General features: G+C 67.8%; 15 protein-coding genes. 8 read left to right on the top strand and 7 right to left on the bottom strand.

The features are described from left to right. Nucleotides 1-37: 37 nt before the first annotated feature. The gene (locus ACFC4D_RS25650; protein WP_376067134.1) at nt 38-910 is read right to left on the bottom strand and encodes a MerR family transcriptional regulator; all 873 of its coding nucleotides are present in this window, start codon (nt 908-910) and stop codon (nt 38-40) included. Next, complete coding sequence (locus ACFC4D_RS25655) at nt 907-1,305, bottom strand: hypothetical protein (protein ID WP_376067135.1); 399 nt, start codon at nt 1,303-1,305, stop codon at nt 907-909. Before ACFC4D_RS25655 ends, ACFC4D_RS25650 begins: the two co-directional genes overlap by 4 nt. A 198-nt stretch (nt 1,306-1,503) precedes the next feature. On the opposite strand from ACFC4D_RS25655, the gene ACFC4D_RS25660 reads away from it, so the two are divergent. Then, nucleotides 1,504-2,454: an SDR family NAD(P)-dependent oxidoreductase gene (locus ACFC4D_RS25660; RefSeq protein ID WP_376067136.1), complete on the top strand. Its 951-nt coding sequence runs from the start codon at nt 1,504-1,506 to the stop codon at nt 2,452-2,454. 7 nt (nt 2,455-2,461) lie between these two features. On the opposite strand, the gene ACFC4D_RS25665 is transcribed toward ACFC4D_RS25660, so the two are convergent. The 3 genes from ACFC4D_RS25665 to ACFC4D_RS25675 all read right to left on the bottom strand — a co-directional run bounded on the left by ACFC4D_RS25665 (nt 2,462) and on the right by ACFC4D_RS25675 (nt 6,594). After that, on the bottom strand, nt 2,462-3,781 hold the full coding sequence (locus tag ACFC4D_RS25665; protein ID WP_376067138.1) for a cryptochrome/photolyase family protein: 1,320 nt from the start codon (nt 3,779-3,781) through the stop codon (nt 2,462-2,464). 73 nt (nt 3,782-3,854) lie between these two features. After that, nucleotides 3,855-4,460, bottom strand: a complete 606-nt coding sequence (locus tag ACFC4D_RS25670; protein WP_376067140.1) for a lipocalin family protein — start codon at nt 4,458-4,460, stop codon at nt 3,855-3,857. A gap of 52 nt (nt 4,461-4,512) precedes the next feature. After that, the gene (locus tag ACFC4D_RS25675) at nt 4,513-6,594 is read right to left on the bottom strand and encodes an MMPL family transporter (protein WP_376067142.1); all 2,082 of its coding nucleotides are present in this window, start codon (nt 6,592-6,594) and stop codon (nt 4,513-4,515) included. 90 nt (nt 6,595-6,684) lie between these two features. Here ACFC4D_RS25675 and ACFC4D_RS25680 point away from each other — a divergent pair, with 90 nt between their 5' ends. Continuing rightward, a complete protein-coding gene (locus ACFC4D_RS25680) occupies nt 6,685-7,254 on the top strand; it encodes a MarR family winged helix-turn-helix transcriptional regulator (protein WP_376067144.1) in 570 nt (189 codons plus the stop codon). Nucleotides 7,255-7,351: 97 nt separating this feature from the next. Here the strand turns inward: ACFC4D_RS25680 and ACFC4D_RS25685 are convergent, their stop codons facing one another. Continuing rightward, the gene (locus ACFC4D_RS25685; RefSeq protein WP_376067146.1) at nt 7,352-8,842 is read right to left on the bottom strand and encodes a dihydroorotase family protein; all 1,491 of its coding nucleotides are present in this window, start codon (nt 8,840-8,842) and stop codon (nt 7,352-7,354) included. Nucleotides 8,843-8,981: 139 nt separating this feature from the next. On the opposite strand from ACFC4D_RS25685, the gene ACFC4D_RS25690 reads away from it, so the two are divergent. The 4 genes from ACFC4D_RS25690 (at nt 8,982) to ACFC4D_RS25705 (ending at nt 13,571) form a co-directional block, all read left to right on the top strand. Further along, nucleotides 8,982-10,169 carry a CaiB/BaiF CoA transferase family protein gene (locus ACFC4D_RS25690; RefSeq protein WP_376067147.1) on the top strand — a complete coding sequence of 396 codons (1,188 nt, stop codon included), beginning with the start codon at nt 8,982-8,984 and terminating at the stop codon, nt 10,167-10,169. Further along, nucleotides 10,166-10,984, top strand: coding sequence for a cyclase family protein (locus tag ACFC4D_RS25695; RefSeq protein WP_376067150.1), 819 nt, complete (start codon nt 10,166-10,168; stop codon nt 10,982-10,984). The genes ACFC4D_RS25690 and ACFC4D_RS25695 overlap by 4 nt, the downstream gene beginning before the upstream one ends. Next, nucleotides 10,981-12,408, top strand: coding sequence for an MmgE/PrpD family protein (locus ACFC4D_RS25700; protein WP_376067151.1), 1,428 nt, complete (start codon nt 10,981-10,983; stop codon nt 12,406-12,408). The genes ACFC4D_RS25695 and ACFC4D_RS25700 overlap by 4 nt, the downstream gene beginning before the upstream one ends. A 191-nt stretch (nt 12,409-12,599) precedes the next feature. Then, entirely contained in the window at nt 12,600-13,571 is a 972-nt protein-coding gene (locus ACFC4D_RS25705; protein WP_375959787.1) for a hypothetical protein, read from the top strand. 48 nt (nt 13,572-13,619) lie between these two features. On the opposite strand, the gene ACFC4D_RS25710 is transcribed toward ACFC4D_RS25705, so the two are convergent. Next, nucleotides 13,620-14,510, bottom strand: a complete 891-nt coding sequence (locus ACFC4D_RS25710; RefSeq protein WP_376067153.1) for a hydroxymethylglutaryl-CoA lyase — start codon at nt 14,508-14,510, stop codon at nt 13,620-13,622. Between the two features lie 78 nt (nt 14,511-14,588). Between ACFC4D_RS25710 and ACFC4D_RS25715 the strand changes: the two genes are divergently transcribed. Both ACFC4D_RS25715 and ACFC4D_RS25720 read left to right on the top strand, forming a co-directional pair. Next, on the top strand, nt 14,589-15,803 hold the full coding sequence (locus ACFC4D_RS25715; RefSeq protein WP_376067155.1) for a CaiB/BaiF CoA transferase family protein: 1,215 nt from the start codon (nt 14,589-14,591) through the stop codon (nt 15,801-15,803). Nucleotides 15,804-15,808: 5 nt separating this feature from the next. Continuing rightward, a complete protein-coding gene (locus ACFC4D_RS25720; RefSeq protein ID WP_376067156.1) occupies nt 15,809-16,435 on the top strand; it encodes an isochorismatase family protein in 627 nt (208 codons plus the stop codon). The last annotated feature ends 16 nt before the right edge of the window (nt 16,436-16,451 follow it).

Here is a 16,451-nt window from a genome sequence, read left to right on the forward strand (position 1 = left end):
TACGCACTCCCGCGTCATCGGCGAGATCCGGTGGGGATCACGAGGAGTCACCACACAACACCTCGACCGCTTCCTCCAGGCTGCGCAGAATGTGCCGGTCGGGGACGGATGCCGACTCCGCCCAGCCGGGGCCTGCCAGCAGGACAGCACACCGAGCGAACTCGGCCGCGTGTACCGAGGCAACCGAGGCGGTCCGGGCCGACTGCGACCACAGCAGCACCGTAGGCGGGAGCGGGTATCGCGAGAGTGCTTGTCCGAGAGCGGTAGTGGGCACATTCGCGCCCAGCAGCAGTGCGGGGCGGCGGTTGTCGGCCAGCGCGGCGCGCAGTACCTCGAGTGGCAGCACGTGCTGCTCACCGGGAGTGCAGGCCAGCACGAGGTCCACCTGCCCGCCCGGGGTGGCCACGGCGGGAACGCAGCGATGCAAGCTAGTGGTGAGCGCCCAGGACAACAGATGCTCGACGTCGATGTATCCGTCGCCCTGGCGCTGATGTTCGACGATCACCGCGAATGCGGGGCGGCACAGTCGATTCCAGGTGGCGATCACACCGTAATGGGCGAGATGCGCGTCCAGCAGATGCAGCAGGCGAGCGACGTCCATGCTTTCGGCGGCGGTGACCACCGGGTCGACCGCGCCGAGTTCGGGGGCGGGCTCGAGCACCAGACGTCCGGCCTTGGCGGCGCTGGCGGGACTCGCACCGGCCCGGACCAGCTCGACCATCCTGGTCAACGCGGCGAGATCGGCGACGGTGTAATGGCGGTGTCGGCCCGGTAGCCGGGTGGGCCCGATACCGTAGCGCCGATTCCAACTGCGCAGTGTGGCAACCGGAATGCCCAGGCGGCGCGCGACCGCGCCGACGGTGAATTCCGCCGGCTCCGCGGCCTCCGATGCCTCCGGCGCACCGGTCATGGCCGATGTGCCGCCGAGCGGATCTCCGCGCGTCCACGCTGTTCGTAGCGCATCGCGGCCAGGCTCAGCAGTCCCCACAGGCTGGTCACCGCAAGGGTTTTCGCGCGTTCGGGACGCCCGGCGAGTGCACGGGCGAACACGGCGGTGTCCGCGGTATCGGACGCGATGCGCACCAGCGCGGACACGGTGCGAGCTCGCGGCGTCGATGCCGCCGCCAGCGCCACCCCCGAGGCCAGATCGCGCAGCCCGACCATCCGAGCCAGCACGCGGAGCTCCGGTTCCTCGCCAATGCCCAAACCGGTGGGGCGCAGCAGTATCGCCGGTCGTACCGCGACCGCGGCGCCGTAGGCGGCGGTGAGAACCCCGATAATCCGTGCGGGGGTTGCGGGGTTCATCGGGTGCACCACGACTCGTTCATCGACATCTGCCCGTTGGGTTGAAGTTCATGAATCCTCCGCCGTCGAGCGCTCGATGCTGCCGGGTTTCTCCTTTCGACGCTATCATTGAATCGATGCATATTCGATGCAATCGCAGCGCCACATTCGAATCGCCTCGCGGACCGCGCGCCGCGCGAACCTCGGAAGAGCTGATCAATGACCTTTGACATCCGCACCGTTGTCGACGACGTGCTCGATCGCACCGTGGTGCTCGGGTACGGCCGCACCGGATACGCGCTGCGCAGTCGCGGCTGGACGCCGCTGCCACCACAGGCGTTGCGCGGACGAACCGCGCTGGTCACCGGCGCGAACTCGGGTATCGGCAAAGCCATCGCGACCGGACTGGCCGAACTCGGCGCGGCGGTCACCCTGGTGGTCCGGGATGAGAGTCGGGGCGCGGAGGCGGCGGCCGAGATCGCGGCGTCCGGATCCGGTCCGCGGCCCGCCGTCGAACGCTGCGATATCTCCGATCTGGCCGATGTGCACCGGTTCGCAACGGACTTCGCCGAGCGGAACGAGCGAGTCGACGTGCTGATGCACAATGCGGGCGTGCTGCCCGCGACGCGCACGGAAAGCCCGCAGGGCCATGAGATCTGCCTGGCCACTCACGTTTTGGGGCCGCTGCTGTTGACTGAACGCCTCGCACCGGTCATGGCGGGCGGACGGGTGATCCTGGTGTCCTCCGGCGGGATGTACACCCAGCCCCTGCCCACCGAGGACTTCGAATACAAGACGGGCGAATACCGCGGCGCGACCGCGTACGCGCGCACCAAACGCATGCAGGTGGCACTGCTCCCGACGCTCTCCGATCGCTATGCGGCCGAGGGCATTTCGGTGCACGGCATGCATCCGGGCTGGGTGGACACCCCGGGCGTGGCCACCTCGCTGCCGCGTTTTCGCACCCTGACCCGGCCGCTGCTGCGCACTCCGGCCGAGGGCGCGGACACCGCGATCTGGCTGGCCGCGACCGAGGTTCCCTCCGGGCGGTTCTGGCATGACCGGCGCGCCCGCCCCGAGCATTATCTGCGCCGCACCCGCGAATCCGACGCCGACCGCGAGCGCCTGTGGCGCTACTGCGCGGCCGTCGCCGGACTCCCGGAGCGATGAATCCCGTTCACATACCGTTGAATTCGACGATCGGCGGCGGATAGTCCCCGGCGAGCATGCCCGCGCGCCATGGTTTGTGGATCTCCGCACCCGGCAGATCCGCCAGTTCCGGGAGCCAGCGCCGCACATAGTCACCCTCGGGGTCGAAGCGCTCGGCCTGGCGCAGCGGATTGAGCACCCGGCTCGATCGCGTATCGGTGCCGGTTCCGGCCATCCACTGCCAGTTCATCCGGTTGTTGGCCACATCGCCGTCCACCAGCCACTGCTCGAAATAGCCCGCCCCGATACGCCAATCCACGCGCATCGTCTTGACCAGGAAGCTGGCGGCAATCAGCCGAGAACGACCGGGCATCAAGCCGGTCGCGGTGAGCTGGCGCATGCCGGCGTCGACCATCGGAATTCCGGTCCGCCCGGCCTGCCAGGCCGCGACCGCGTGCGGATCGCTGCGCCACGGCTCGTTCGTCTCGCGATAGTCGTCGATGGCCACTTCGGGGCGGTCGGCGAGCACCTGATGGTAGAAATCGCGCCAGGCCACCTGCCGCACGAAGGCATTGCCGCCCGGGTCGGAAGCATCGGTTCGGAACGCGATCTCACCCGCGGACAGGCAACCGAAATGCAGGTACGGGGACAGCCCGGAGGTGCCGTCAACCGACGGGATGTCCTTGACGTCCGCGTACTCGCGCACCGGACCGTCAAGCCACTGTTCCAGCAGTTTCCGTCCCGTGCTCTCCCCGCCGAGGGCGAGGTCGGGCGATCCGCCCTCGACCGTGGTGGGATCCGGAATCGGCTCGCTCGCGACCTTCGGTACCCGAATGGCGGCCGGTGGGGTCAGCGGTCGCCGCATCGGGGTGTCCAGCCAGCGCCGGAAGTACGGGCTGAAGATGGCGTAGTGACTGCGCCCGGTGTCGGGCCGCAGCGTGGCGGTGTCGACCGCGGTGATGGAGGCGGGGTGGTCGTGCAGCGCACAACCGTTGCGGGACAACCGTTCCCGCAGCGCCGTCCCCCGCTTGACGCTGTAGCGGGTGACGTCGGCCGCCATATGCACGCTCGGGGCTTTCACCTGTGCCGCGAGCCGCTCGACCTCATCGACGACCTTGCCGCGACGCACCACCAATCGCCCACCGCGAGAACGCAATTCGGCGTCGAGCTCACCGAGCGCGGCGTACAGGAACCGTAGCCGGTTGGGCGCGTCGGACACCTTGGCGAGCAGGTCCTCGTCCAGCACGAATAGTGGGACCACCTGCTCGCTCTCCCGGCACGCCGCTTCCAGGGCGGGGTTGTCGTGCACACGCAGGTCTCGGGTGAAAAGCACGATCGATGCGCTCATGCCTCCACCCTAGCGCTATTCGATGCACTATCGATGCAATACCCGTCGCCGAGTCACTCGCTGGAGGTCCGGGTCAGACCGTACACAGCGGCGCGAGCGTCTCGAGTCCGCCGGCGGTGGGGCTGGTGAGGTACCAGCAGGTGTTCTCCCCCGCCGAGGTGATCGCGGCACGGATATCGCTCCACTGGGCGGGGTCCAGGGCGGGGGTGCGCGAGAGCACGAAACCCGAGAGGCGATTCGGATCGGTGACCAGCGCCCACGAGTAGTCCTGGCCGAGCGCGGTCACAATGTAGTTGGGTGACCCGTAGCGCGACTCCTGGGTGGGCACCCCGGGGAAGCTGACGTGCAGTTGCGCGTTGGTGACGGGGTCGCTCACGGTGGCGGTGCCGCGAATCTCGTTCGGCCCGCCGGTCCAGGTGGTGCACGAATTGTGCACCGACACATCACCTTGTGCGTCCAGTGCGTATTCGGCGCGGGTGTCGCGGGCGCAGACCAGGTTGAAATACTGTGGCATTGCGGCCAATTGGTACCAGGTACCCAGGTACCGGCTCAGATCCAGCGAGGCGATCGGCTGCGGCTGATCGGATTGCGCGTTCGCCACGGGCATGATTCCGGCGACGGAGACGGCTGCGGCAGCGGCGAAAGTCGTTGCCAGCACTCGTAAGTGGTTCCGATTCATGATGCTTGTCCTTACCTAGCGGTGTACTCGTCCGATGGGTTCGACAGTTCGATCAATGCGCGATTGCGGGCGCGGCCTCCTTCCCGGACCTGTCCGAATGATGGGTACCTGGCCACCAGATGCGGTCGCCGAGAATGGCGAACAACGCGGGAACCGCCACCGTGCGCACGACGAAGGTGTCGAGCAGAATGCCGATTCCGACGACGATGCCCAGCTGGGTGAGGGTGATCAGGGGCAGCACCCCGAGCACGCAGAAGACCGCGGCCAGCACCACTCCGGCGCTGGTGATGACCGCACCGGTGGAGGAAACCGCGCGCACCATGCCGTCGACGGTCCCGTGCCGCTCGGCTTCCTCGCGCGCCCGGACGACCAGGAAAATCGTGTAGTCCACACCCAGCGCGACCAGGAACAGGAATCCGAACAGGGGCACATTGGTGTCGAGCGCGGGGAAACCGAACACGTGGTCACTGACCAGGCTGCCCAGGCCCAGCGCCGCCAGCGCACTGAGCACCGTGACCGCCACCAGGATGAGCGCTGCCGGAACCGCGCGCAGCAGTGCGAGCAACACCAGCAGGATGACCGCGAGAATCAGTGGGATGACCAGCAATTGATCGCGCCGAGCCGAATCCCGGATATCGAGCGCCTGGGCATCGGAACCCCCGACCATCGCCTCGGAGCCGGGAATGGCGCGCAGCTCGGACCGCAGGGCTTCGATGGTGGTGAACGCCTGGGCCGACGCGGGCGGGGCATCCAGGACCACCGACCATCGAGTCAACCCGCTGCCCGAGTCACCGCTGACGCTCGCCCGTGAGACTCCCTCGGTGTGGTCGAGTGCGGCCTGAACCGCGGCGCGCGTATCGGTACGGGCCAGCACGATAGCGGGATCGGATGTGCCGGAAGGGAAGTGAGCGGCCAGGGTGTCCAGTCCGTCCACCGATTCCGCGCGCACCCGGAACTGCTCGGTCTGCGCGAGCCCGACCTTGGTCACCAGGAGTCCACTCGCACAGAGCAGCAGTCCGGCCAGCACCGGCACCACCACGAGCACCGGTCGCCGCACCACACCCCGTGCGATCGAATACCAGACCCCGGACTGCGCCTCATCACGCTCATCGGGGCGGGGAACGAAGGGCCAGAACACTTTTCGACCGCACAATGCCAGCAACGGCGGCAGCGCGAGAAGCACGAACACCAATGCCACGACCAACCCCGCCGCGGCGAAGGCCCCGAGGCTGCGGGTGTTCGGGAGCGCGGCGAGCAGCAGGGTCAGCAGCGCCATCACCACGGTGGCATTGCTGGCCAGAATCGCGGGCGCGGCCCGGCGGACCGCAGCGCGCAACGCGTCTCGATGAGACTCGTTGTGGTGCAGCTCATCCCGATACCGCGACACCAGCAGCAGCGCGTAGTTCGTACCCGCGCCGAACACGAGCACACTGGTGATCCCGCTGGTGGATCCGTCGAACGCGAGGCCGGTCAGCTGCGACAGCGCGGTGCCGACCCCGGTGGCGACCCGATCCGCGAACGCCACCACCGACAGCGGCAGCAGCCACAGCACCGGTGAGCGGTAGGTGAGGATGAGCAGCACCATCACCACCAGTGCGGTGACCACCAGCAACAGCACATTCGCCCCGGAGAAGGATTCGGCGATATCGGCCCCGAAGGCCGGACCGCCCGTAACCTGAAAGTCCAACTGCGCCGGTGCATCCCGATTCGCGGCCGCGCGCAGGTCGGCGACCTTATCGGAGAGCTCGAACCCGCTCAGCGATGCCGGTACCGGCACCGCGACCAGCGCGGCCTTGTGATCGGGCGAGACCACCGCCGGTGCGCCCTCACCACCGGAACGCATACGAACCGCCGCCGCGTCGACCGCCGCGAGATCCTGGGGGCTCAGCTCCGCGCCGTCGGCTCGACTAGCCACGAGCACGGCGGCGGCGGTGTCACCGCCCGGGAACCGCTCGACGGTGGTGGCGACACGCGCGGACTCCGCGCTATCCGGCAATGACTTGGGTCCCTGCCCCGAGCTGTCGTTACTCCCGGCCAGGCCCATGATCAGCGCTCCGAACAGCACGACCGCGAGCAGCAAGGCCCACGCTCTGCGCCCGGTGACCAGGTCCGCGTAGCGATCCCATACACCCATGCGAGCAACTATTTCAGAAACTTAACTAATGCGCAAAGACCGAGCGCGCGGGGGCACTAGGCTGGGTACCTGACCACGAAGGAGGTAGCGGTGGCCGACCGCCCGGCGAGTACGCCCCCACCGGCGACCGAGCGTTCCGCGCTCGAAACCGAGATCGCCCGCGATGTCCGCGCACTTGCCGCGGTCTCCGAGCAGATCGGTCACTCGTTCGCGCGCTCACACGATCTGCGCCCCAATGATTTCCGCGCACTGGTCCACGTGGCGACCGCGGAGGCCGAGGGCACGCCGCTGACCGCCGGGCAATTGGGCACCCTGGCGGGCGTCTCCCCCGCCGCGATCACCTACCTGGTGGAACGCATGATCGAGTCCGGCCACCTCGAACGCGCCGTGGACGCCACCGATCGTCGGCGCGTGAAACTGCACTACACCGATCACGGAATGGCCGTGGCCGCAGCGTTTTTCATGCCGCTGGCCACTCGCATGCGGAGCGCACTGTCATCGCTGTCGGAGGATGAGCTGGAGACGACCCATCGCGCCATGGTGCAGATTGTGAGCGCCCTGCGCGAATTCGCCACCGAACTCGATAACGGTCCCGAATCCGGCCCGCGCGCCGCGGGCACCACAGACGCGCCGGACGGCGGCAAGGATCCCCGCGGCTGAGCTCATCGATCCGCGTCTCGGCGCGACCCGCATAGCCGCACCGAGATCGGCCGGCACTTCGGAAACGAGTGGGCGATTCGACGACCGGATCCGCACGTCAGGACGACGCGACTCCACGACGGCCGTCGGTGCGGGGATCGCGCCGCAGGTAGCGGCCGCGCGGATCGCCCTGCACCTTGCCGTCGCCGTAGATCCGATGACCGCGCAGAAAGACGGTGTCGACGCGCGCGTGCATCTCGAATCCCTCGAAAGGTGTGTATTCCTGGGCGGATTCGGAATCCGCGGCCCGCACGGTCCACCGTGCGTCCGGATCGACCAGGACGATGTCCGCGTCGAATCCGGCCGCGATCTCGCCCTTGTCGACCAGTCCGTACCGCCGCGCCGGGTTGCGTGCGGTGAGTTCGGCGATGCGCGAGAGCGGCAGTCCGCGGCGCATCCCCTCCCCCACCAGGCCGGGCAGCAGATACTCCGCACCGCCGAAGCCGGATTTGGCGGCGAAGACATCCTCGCGGTCGGGCCCGAACTTCTGTTCGTCGCGACAGCAGGCGTGATCGCTGACGACCCAGTCGATGTCGCCCGCCAGCAGATGCCGCCACAGCGCTTCGACATCCGCGCGCTCACGCAGCGGTGGATTCACCTTGCCGCCCAGCCCGTGTGCGGTATCGACATCGGCCAGCACGTGTCCGATGGTGACCTCGCGGCGGAAGTCGACGTGCGGGAAGGCCGCGGCCATGGTGAGCGCTGCCTCGACGGCCTTGGCCGAGGACAGATGCAGCAGATTGATATTCGCCAACCCGGTTTCGTGTGCCAGATAGGACGCGGTGGTGATGGCCAAGCCCTCCGAATGTGCCGGGCGCGACGCGCTGTAGGCCCGCAGGCCGCTGAGCGTGCCCTCGCGTTCGACGAGTTCGGTATAGGCGGCCATGATCTCGGCGGTCTCGCAGTGCAGCGATAGCGAGAGGTGTCGGCCCACACTCGCGCGGGCGCGCTGGATCGCGCGCATGACGAATTCGAAGTGCGCCAGGTCGTAGCGTTCGGTGGGCGGGATCATCAGGAAGTCGGCCTGATCGGAGGACCGGCCGTGCAGGCCGTGGCCACCGTAGAACATGAAGATCTTGAACGAGGTGATGCCGAAATCCTCGACCAGAGAGGGTATTTCGGCGATGTGCTCGGCGGTCATCGGCGCGAGGTGCAAGGCATGGTCGACAAAGGATCGCCCAGCCATCGCGGCCAGCACCTCCGGCACGAAGTCCCGGTAGGCCCCGCCGCGATTGAGGTAGTAGCGCCCGGTGCGCATATAGGTGATCGAGGTGGTGACACCGCCCTGGGCACAGGCGCGACTCTCGGTATCGGTGTCTGCGGATAGTTCCTGGTAGATGCCCCAATGCTGATGGGCGTCAACCACTCCGGGAAAAGCCAGCAGCCCGTGCGCGTCGATCACATTGTCCGCACCGGAGGTCGGCAGGTGTGCGCCCACCGCGGTGATGACCCCGCCCGCGACCGCGATATCGACCGCCGGCGGGCTGTCGGTGGATGGGTCGCCCGGGCGCACGACGCGGGCGTTCCGGATCAGCAGGTCGGTCGCCACGGCTCACTCCAGTTTCTCTGTGCGAAACAGCTTTACCAATTGGGCGATCATCGCAGTACTATGCGCTGACAGTCAATGCCGCGCACCCACTTTCATGTTTCGCTGTGGGAAACATGCTGCGGCGGGTAGGAGTTGAGCGATGGACGGCCCACTGTCGGGAATCCGGGTACTGGATGTGGCGACGCTGTTCGCCGGACCGCTGGCGGCGACCCTGCTGGCGGATTTCGGCGCGGAAGTGGTGAAGATCGAACACCCCGACGGCGATCCGGTACGCAGCCACGGTGCGCAGCGCGACGGCGTGGGTCTGTGGTGGAAGATGCTGGGGCGCGGCAAGAAATCGGTGACGCTCTACCTCGGGTCCGCACCGGGGCAGCAGATTTTTCGGCGCATGGTGGCCGATGCGGATGTCCTCGTCGAGAACTTCCGCCCGGGCACCTTGGAACGCTGGGGCCTGGGCTATCCCGAACTGCGCGAGATCAATCCGGGCCTGGTGCTGGCCCGGGTCACCGGCTTCGGACAGATCGGGCCCTACGCCCGGCGTCCGGGATTCGGCACGCTCGCCGAGGCAATGAGCGGATTCGCCGCCATCACCGGAGAGCCCGACGGACCGCCCATGCTGCCACCGTTCGGTTTGGCCGATGGAATCGCCGCGCAGGCAACCGCTTTCGCCATCATGACCGCATTGCGCGCGCGAGATCGCACCGGACTGGGCCAGCAGATCGATCTGGCCATTATCGAACCCATTCTCACCCTGCTCGGCCCCCAGCTGATCGCCTATGACCAGCTCGGCGAACTGCAACCGCGGATGGGCAACCGATCCTCGAACAACGCGCCCCGCAATCTCTATCGCACCGCCGACGGCGGGTGGGTGGCGGTCTCGGCGAGTGCGCAATCGGTGGCCGAACGAGTGCTGCGCTTGGTCGGGCGACCCGATCTGATCGAACAGCCGTGGTTCGGCTCGGGAGCCGAAAGAGCCTTGCACGCGGACGAACTCGACGCCGCGGTCGGCGCATGGATCGTCGCACGCGACACCGCGGAAGTCGTGAAAGCCTTCGAGCAGGCCGAGGCCGCCATCGCCCCCGTCTACACCGCCGCCGATGTCCTGGACGATCCGCAATATCGGGCGCTCGGCACCATCGCCGACCTGCCCGACGCGGAGCTGGGGCGGGTGCGCATGCAGAACGTGCTGTTCCGGCTCTCCGACACCCCGGGCCGAATCCGCTGGACCGGACCACCTTTGGGCGCGCATACCGCCGAGGTGCTGGGCCACTACGGGGTGGATCCCGATGCACTGGCCGAGCTGCGCGCGGCGGGAGTGGTGCGATGAGCGCGCAGGACCCGCTGGTGCGAGCGGTGCAGGGCGGTGTCCGGTTGATCGAGCTGGGTCAGCCGTTCTTCACCGGTATGCCGTGTTCGCCGAACCATCCCGGATTCCGAATGACGCTGGCGCGCAGGCACGGTGACCTGATGCGCCCGGACGGCGGATCGGCGGCCGCCGAGATCATCGTCACCGGCGGGCATGTGGGCACCCATATCGACGCGCTCAGCCACGTCAGCCAGAACGGCATGCTGCACGGCGGCGTCGATGCCCTCGCGGCGCAGCAGGGTGGGGTATTCACCGAACACGGCGCGGAACGGCTGCCCGGGTTCGTGTGCCGGGGCATCCTGCTCGATATCGCCGGGGTGCACGACACCGACGTCCTGCCCGGCGGCTACGAGGTGACGGTGCGTGATCTCGAGCGCGCGGCCGAATACGCCGGGGTACGAGTCGAATCGGGCGATGTGGTGCTCATTCGCACCGGATGGTCGCGCGGGTTCGACGATCCACCCACCTATCTGGGTACGGCGACGGGTGTACCGGGGGTCGGTGTCGCCGGGGCGCAATGGCTCGCCGCACAAGGTATCTCCGCTACCGGAGCTGATACCACCGCGTACGAATGTCTGGCGCCGGGAGCCGGGCACAGCGTGCTTCCGGTGCATCGGGTGCTGCTGGTGGAGTCCGGGATCTACATCCTCGAACACCTCGCGCTGGAAGCCCTTGCAGCCCAGCGGCTGCACGAGTTCGTCTTCGTGCTCGCGCCGCTGCGCATCGTCGGCGGCACGGGATCGCCCGTGCGTCCACTCGCGGCGGTGAGCCGATGAGCGCCCCGACGATCGTTGAACGGCTGGCGGACTTCGCGATCACCGCGCGTCTGAACGGGGTCGGCACCGAGCTGCGCCGGGACGCGACCAGACGGGTCCTGGATGTGCTGGGCAACAGCTTCGCCGCGCTGCACACACCCGCCGCGGCGGCGGTGCGGGCGCTGGTCCTGGAATGGGCGGGCACGCCGCAGGCGACCGCATTGGGGCAGCCCGGCGGATTTCCCGCAGCCAGTGCGGCGTTGCTCGGCGGAACCCTGGCGCACGCAATGGATTTCGATGACACCCATCTGCCGTCCGTGCTGCATCCCTCCGCGACCGTGGTCCCCACGGCGCTGGCCGTGGCCCAGGCCAACGACGCTTCGGGCGCGGAACTGCTGGACGCGATCTCGGTCGGCGTGGAGGTCACCGCGCGCCTCGGGATGGCGGGATATGACCGGGCACTGGGCAATTCGGTGTTCTTCGAACGCGGTCAGCACGCGACCGCCATCTGCGGCGCGGTCGGCGGGGCGGCCGCGGCGGCCATGCTGTACGACCTCGACGCGGACGGTATCGCGCACGCTCTCGGCATCGCGTCGAGTATGGGCTCGGGGCTGCTGGAAGCCAATCGCACCGGCGGCACCGTGAAACGGGTGCACTGCGGATGGGCGGCACACGCGGCGGTCACCGCGGCCGGGCTGGCGAGGCACGGGCTGACCGGTCCGCCGACGGTCATCGAGGGCAGATTCGGTCTGCTGCAAGCCTTTTGCGGAGATCAAGCAACGCCGGATGTCGTCACCGCCGAACTCGGAGAACGCTGGGAGCTGCCCGGGGTCTTCTTCAAGCCGTATCCCTGCAACCACTTCACCCATGCGGGTATCGACGCCGCACTGCGTCTGCGCGCTAGCGGCGTACGCGCCGACGAGGTCGACAGCCTGATCCTGGGCGCGCCAACCCCCGTCCTGCGCACCATCGCCGAACCCATCGACCACAAGCGCCGCCCCGAATCCGGCTACCACGCAGCCTTTTCCGGTCCATACACGGTGGCCGCCGCCCTGCTGGGCGGCGGCGGCCTCGGCCTCTTCCACGAGGATTTCACCGACGCCATGGCAGCGGATCCACAACGACTCGCCCTGGCCGCCAAGGTCGAATGCGTTCCCGATGCCCGCGCCGAGCAGATCTTCCCGTTCCAATTCCCGGCCGTGCTCACCGCCCGGCTCCGGGACGGGCGCACGCTCACCGAACGAGTGGACGTCAATCGCGGTGGTCCCGGAAACCCACTCTCGGCATCAGAACTCGCCACCAAGTTCCGCTTGAACACCGCGCAAACGTTGACCACCACTCGCGCAGACGCCATCACCGAAGCGGTCTACGAGTTGGCCGCGCCCGGCCGATTCGCGGCGCTGCTGGCACTGCTCGAAGTCAATGAACCGGAGGTCTCGCGCTAACCCCGAACCTTTTCGCCACAGCCCGGCCGCTCCGGCTGCCGGGCTATCGGCGTACGCGTTGACCTGTTGCGACACAACAGTATTCGACTCTCGACGCAGCACATCCAGGTATTGACTTGTGAATGTTTCAGACCGCTAATGGAGCGCGAGAAACGAAACAGTGTTTCTCCATGAGAGACAAGGCAATTCCCTTGAGAATCCGAAGAGCGCTGGCCGCGTTATGTTCCATCGCCGCCGCAACCGTCCTCCCCGCCCTGATCGCGCCCACCGCCCACGCTGACGCGGCAATCACGAAGGTGTCCAACAAGGTCGACATCCGCTGCGCATTCAGCACCCTGCACCAGAGCAGCGACTGGTACTTCCCCGCCGGCACCCCCAAGGCCCTGCTGTGGCTGCAGCACGGCTTCGCCAGTTCCAATGACTCGGTGGACGATTCGGCCCGCAAGTTCGCCGCCCAGGGCTTCCTGGTGTTCGCGCCCACCCTGCCCACCGCCAACATCCTCGGCTGCACGCTCGAAAACCTCGGTAACAACACCGATTTCCTGCACAATGTCGCCGACCTGTTCGGCAAGGCCGCCGATGCCAACGACAAGCTGGGCCGCAGTTTCACCGAAGCCAAGGCCAAAGCGGGGCGCACCGATCTGACCCTGCCCACCGCCATCGTGTTCGCGGGCCATTCGGCCGGAGGTGAGGCGGTGCCGTATGTCGCGCAGCAATTGCGGGCGAGCTACGCGTCCGCGTTCGCGAACCTGCGCGGGATGATCCTGTTCGATCCGGTGAAGAGCTTCATCGGCAATAACCTGAGCAGCTCGCTTAATCACCTGGACAACTCCGGATTGCCCATCCTGGCGATCACCGCGCCGCCCTACACCTGCAACCGGGACGGCGCGGGCTCGAAGGTCCTGCTCGATCAGATCCATCGATCGTTCCTGGGCGTCCGCTTGACCAGCGGCGCACATATCGATGTCGAGGGTTCCAGCGCCCCCGCACCCGACAAGGTCGCCTGTGGCACACCGCAGGCCAAGAACGTCGACGCATTGCAGAAGCTTTCGGTCGCCTGGGCCGGTGATTTCGTCAGCGGCTCCACCACGGCGGATTACTACCCCGGCGGCGGATACTACGAAAGCCTGCGCACCGCAGGAACAATTCAGACATTGTCTTGATTACGACCCGTTCGCCCGGCCGCGTGTGGCCGGGCGAACGGCCTTGCCTCAGGCCGGAAATCCGCCCGCCCGGCCGAGCAGGGCGGGTACCGGTGTGCCGAGTTGGTCGCCGAGCCAGCGGCCGGTCGCGCTCACCTGCTCCATGGTGACTCCGGTGCGGACGCCCATGCGGTCGAGCATGTAGAGCAGGTCCTCGGTGGCGATATTGCCGGTGGCCGCCGGGGCGAAGGGGCAGCCGCCGATTCCGCCGGTGCTGGCGTCGAGTATGCGCGCACCGGCCTCGAGGGCGGCAATGGCATTGGCGTATCCGGTATTTCGCGTGTTGTGGAAATGGCAGCGCAGTGGGATGCCGGGTGCGCGTTCGATCGATCCGGTCACTGCCGTGCGCACTCGGTCGGGGGTGCCGACGCCGATGGTGTCGGCGAGCGCGATCTCCTCCGGGTGCGCCGCCGCGACGCTCTCGACCAGGTCCAGTACCGCGCTGGGGTGTACCTCGCCCTCGAACGGGCAGCCGAACGCGGCGGCGATGGTGACGGTGCGGCGCAACCCGGCCGCCGCCGCCCGCTCGGCCAGCGCGGTCCAGCGGTCGATGCCCTCCTGGGTGGTGCAGCCCTGGTTGCGACGGCTGAAGGTATCGGTCGCCACCACAACCACATTGATCTCGTCTACACCCGCGGCGAGCGCCCGATCGAGACCGCGATCGTTGAACACGAGCCCGGCATAGGTCACGCCGGGCACGCGGGGCACCCCGGCCATCACCGCTTCGGCGTCGGCCATCTGCGGAACCCGCTGTGGATTCACGAAACTCACCGCCTCGATACGGCGCAGTCCGGCCTCGATCGAACGCTCGATCAACCGCACCTTGGCCGCGGTCGCGATGATCTCGGACTCATTCTGCAAGCCGTCGCGCGGGGCTACCTCGACCACCGTGACGTCCATGGTTCCTCCTGCTATCTTGCCGCACCGTTTCACTCAGGGATACAGTGTATCCATTCTCGCCACGGAAGGGGCCGCCGCATGCCACCCGAAACCACCACCGCCACAGGACCTTTGGCAGACCTTCGGGTCGTGGAAATGGGCCAGTTGCTGGCCGGGCCGTTCTGCGGACAGTTGCTCGGCGACTTCGGGGCCGAGGTGATCAAACTGGAGTCCCCGGGTTCGGGAGATCCCATGCGCCAGTGGGGACGTGAACAGGCACAGGGCAAATCGCTGTGGTGGCCGGTGGTGGCGCGCAATAAGAAATCGGTGACGTGCAATCTGCGCGATCCGCAGGGGCAGCGGCTGGCGCGCGAGCTGATCGCCGAGGCCGATATCGTGATCGAGAATTTCCGGCCGGGCACCATGGAGCGTTGGGGTCTGGGTTATGACGCTCTCCGCGAACAGAATCCGGGGCTGATCATGGTCCGGGTGAGCGGATACGGCCAGACCGGACCGTACGCACCGCGCGCCGGATACGGCTCCATCGGCGAGGCGATGGGTGGAATCCGTTACACCACGGGCGATCCCGATCGCGCCCCGGCCCGCACCGGCATCTCGCTCGGCGACTCGCTCGCGGCGGTCTTCGCCACCATCGGCACCCTCGTCGCGGTGCATCACCGCACCCGTACCGGTCAGGGCCAGCTGGTGGACTCGGCCATCTACGAGGCGGTGCTGGCCATGATGGAATCGCTGCTGCCGGAGTACGCGATCACGGGATATCAGCGCGAGCGCACCGGGTCGGTGCTGCCGAATGTCGCGCCCAGCAATGTCTATCCCACCGCGAGCGGTGACATGATCCTCATCGCCGCCAACCAGGACACGGTATTCGCCCGGTTGACCGAACTCATGGGCCGTCCCGAACTCGCATCGGACGCACGGTATGCGAACCACACCGCGCGGGGGGCCCGGATGGCCGAACTCGACGATTTGATCGCCGCCTGGACCAGCACCGTCGCAGCCGAGACGCTGCTGGACCGGCTGCACACCGCCGGTGTTCCGGCCGGTCGCATCTATACCGCGCGCGATATGTTCGCCGATCCGCATTTCGCGGCCCGCGAGGCGATCGTGCGCATCACCCACCCCGAACTCGGTGATCTGCCGATGCACAATGTGGTGCCCAAACTCAGCGCCACCCCCGGCGCTATCCGGCATGCGGGGCCGGATCTCGGACAGCACAATGCCGAGGTCTACGGCACCCTGCTCGGCCTGGACGCGGACCAACTCGCCGAACTCGCCCGCACCGGCGTGGTCTGAAGGGAATGGGCGTGAAGGATCTCGCCGAAGACGCCCGCCGTGCGGGATACGGAACACCGCTCGGCGCGGGCGATCACCCCGCGGTGCTGGTGATCGATATCTGCGCCGCCTACCTCGACGACGATTCGCCGCTGCGCGCACCGGTGGAGGCCGCCGTCGCGGCGGCGGCCACGCTGGTGAATCACGCTCGCGCGAACGGCTTTCCGGTCATATTCACCCGCGTGGCCTACCGGCCCGGTACCTCCGAGGGCGGACTGTTCCGCCGCAAGGTACCGACGCTCGCGGTCTTCGAGGAGGGAAACCCGTTGGGAGACTTCATCGATGACCCCGCCCCACTGCCTGGTGAATCCATCATCACCAAGCAGTACCCCAGCGCCTTCCACGGCACCCCGCTGGCCGCCAACCTCACCGCCGACCGCGTCGACACCCTGCTCATCGCCGGACTCACCACAAGCGGCTGCGTCCGAGCCACCGCCACCGACGCCCTCCAGCACGGTTTCCGCCCGCTGGTGGTCGCCGACGCCTGCGGCGACCGCGACCCCCGCCTGCACGATGCCAACCTCTACGACCTCAACGCCAAGTACGCAGACGTCCTGAATCTGGCTGCGGCACTGGACATCCTGATCCGCTAGCCCGGCACGGGGCCGG

The sequence above is a fragment of the Nocardia sp. NPDC056000 genome, assembly GCF_042269265.1.
In the GTDB taxonomy this organism is placed as follows: Bacteria; Actinomycetota; Actinomycetes; order Mycobacteriales; family Mycobacteriaceae; genus Nocardia.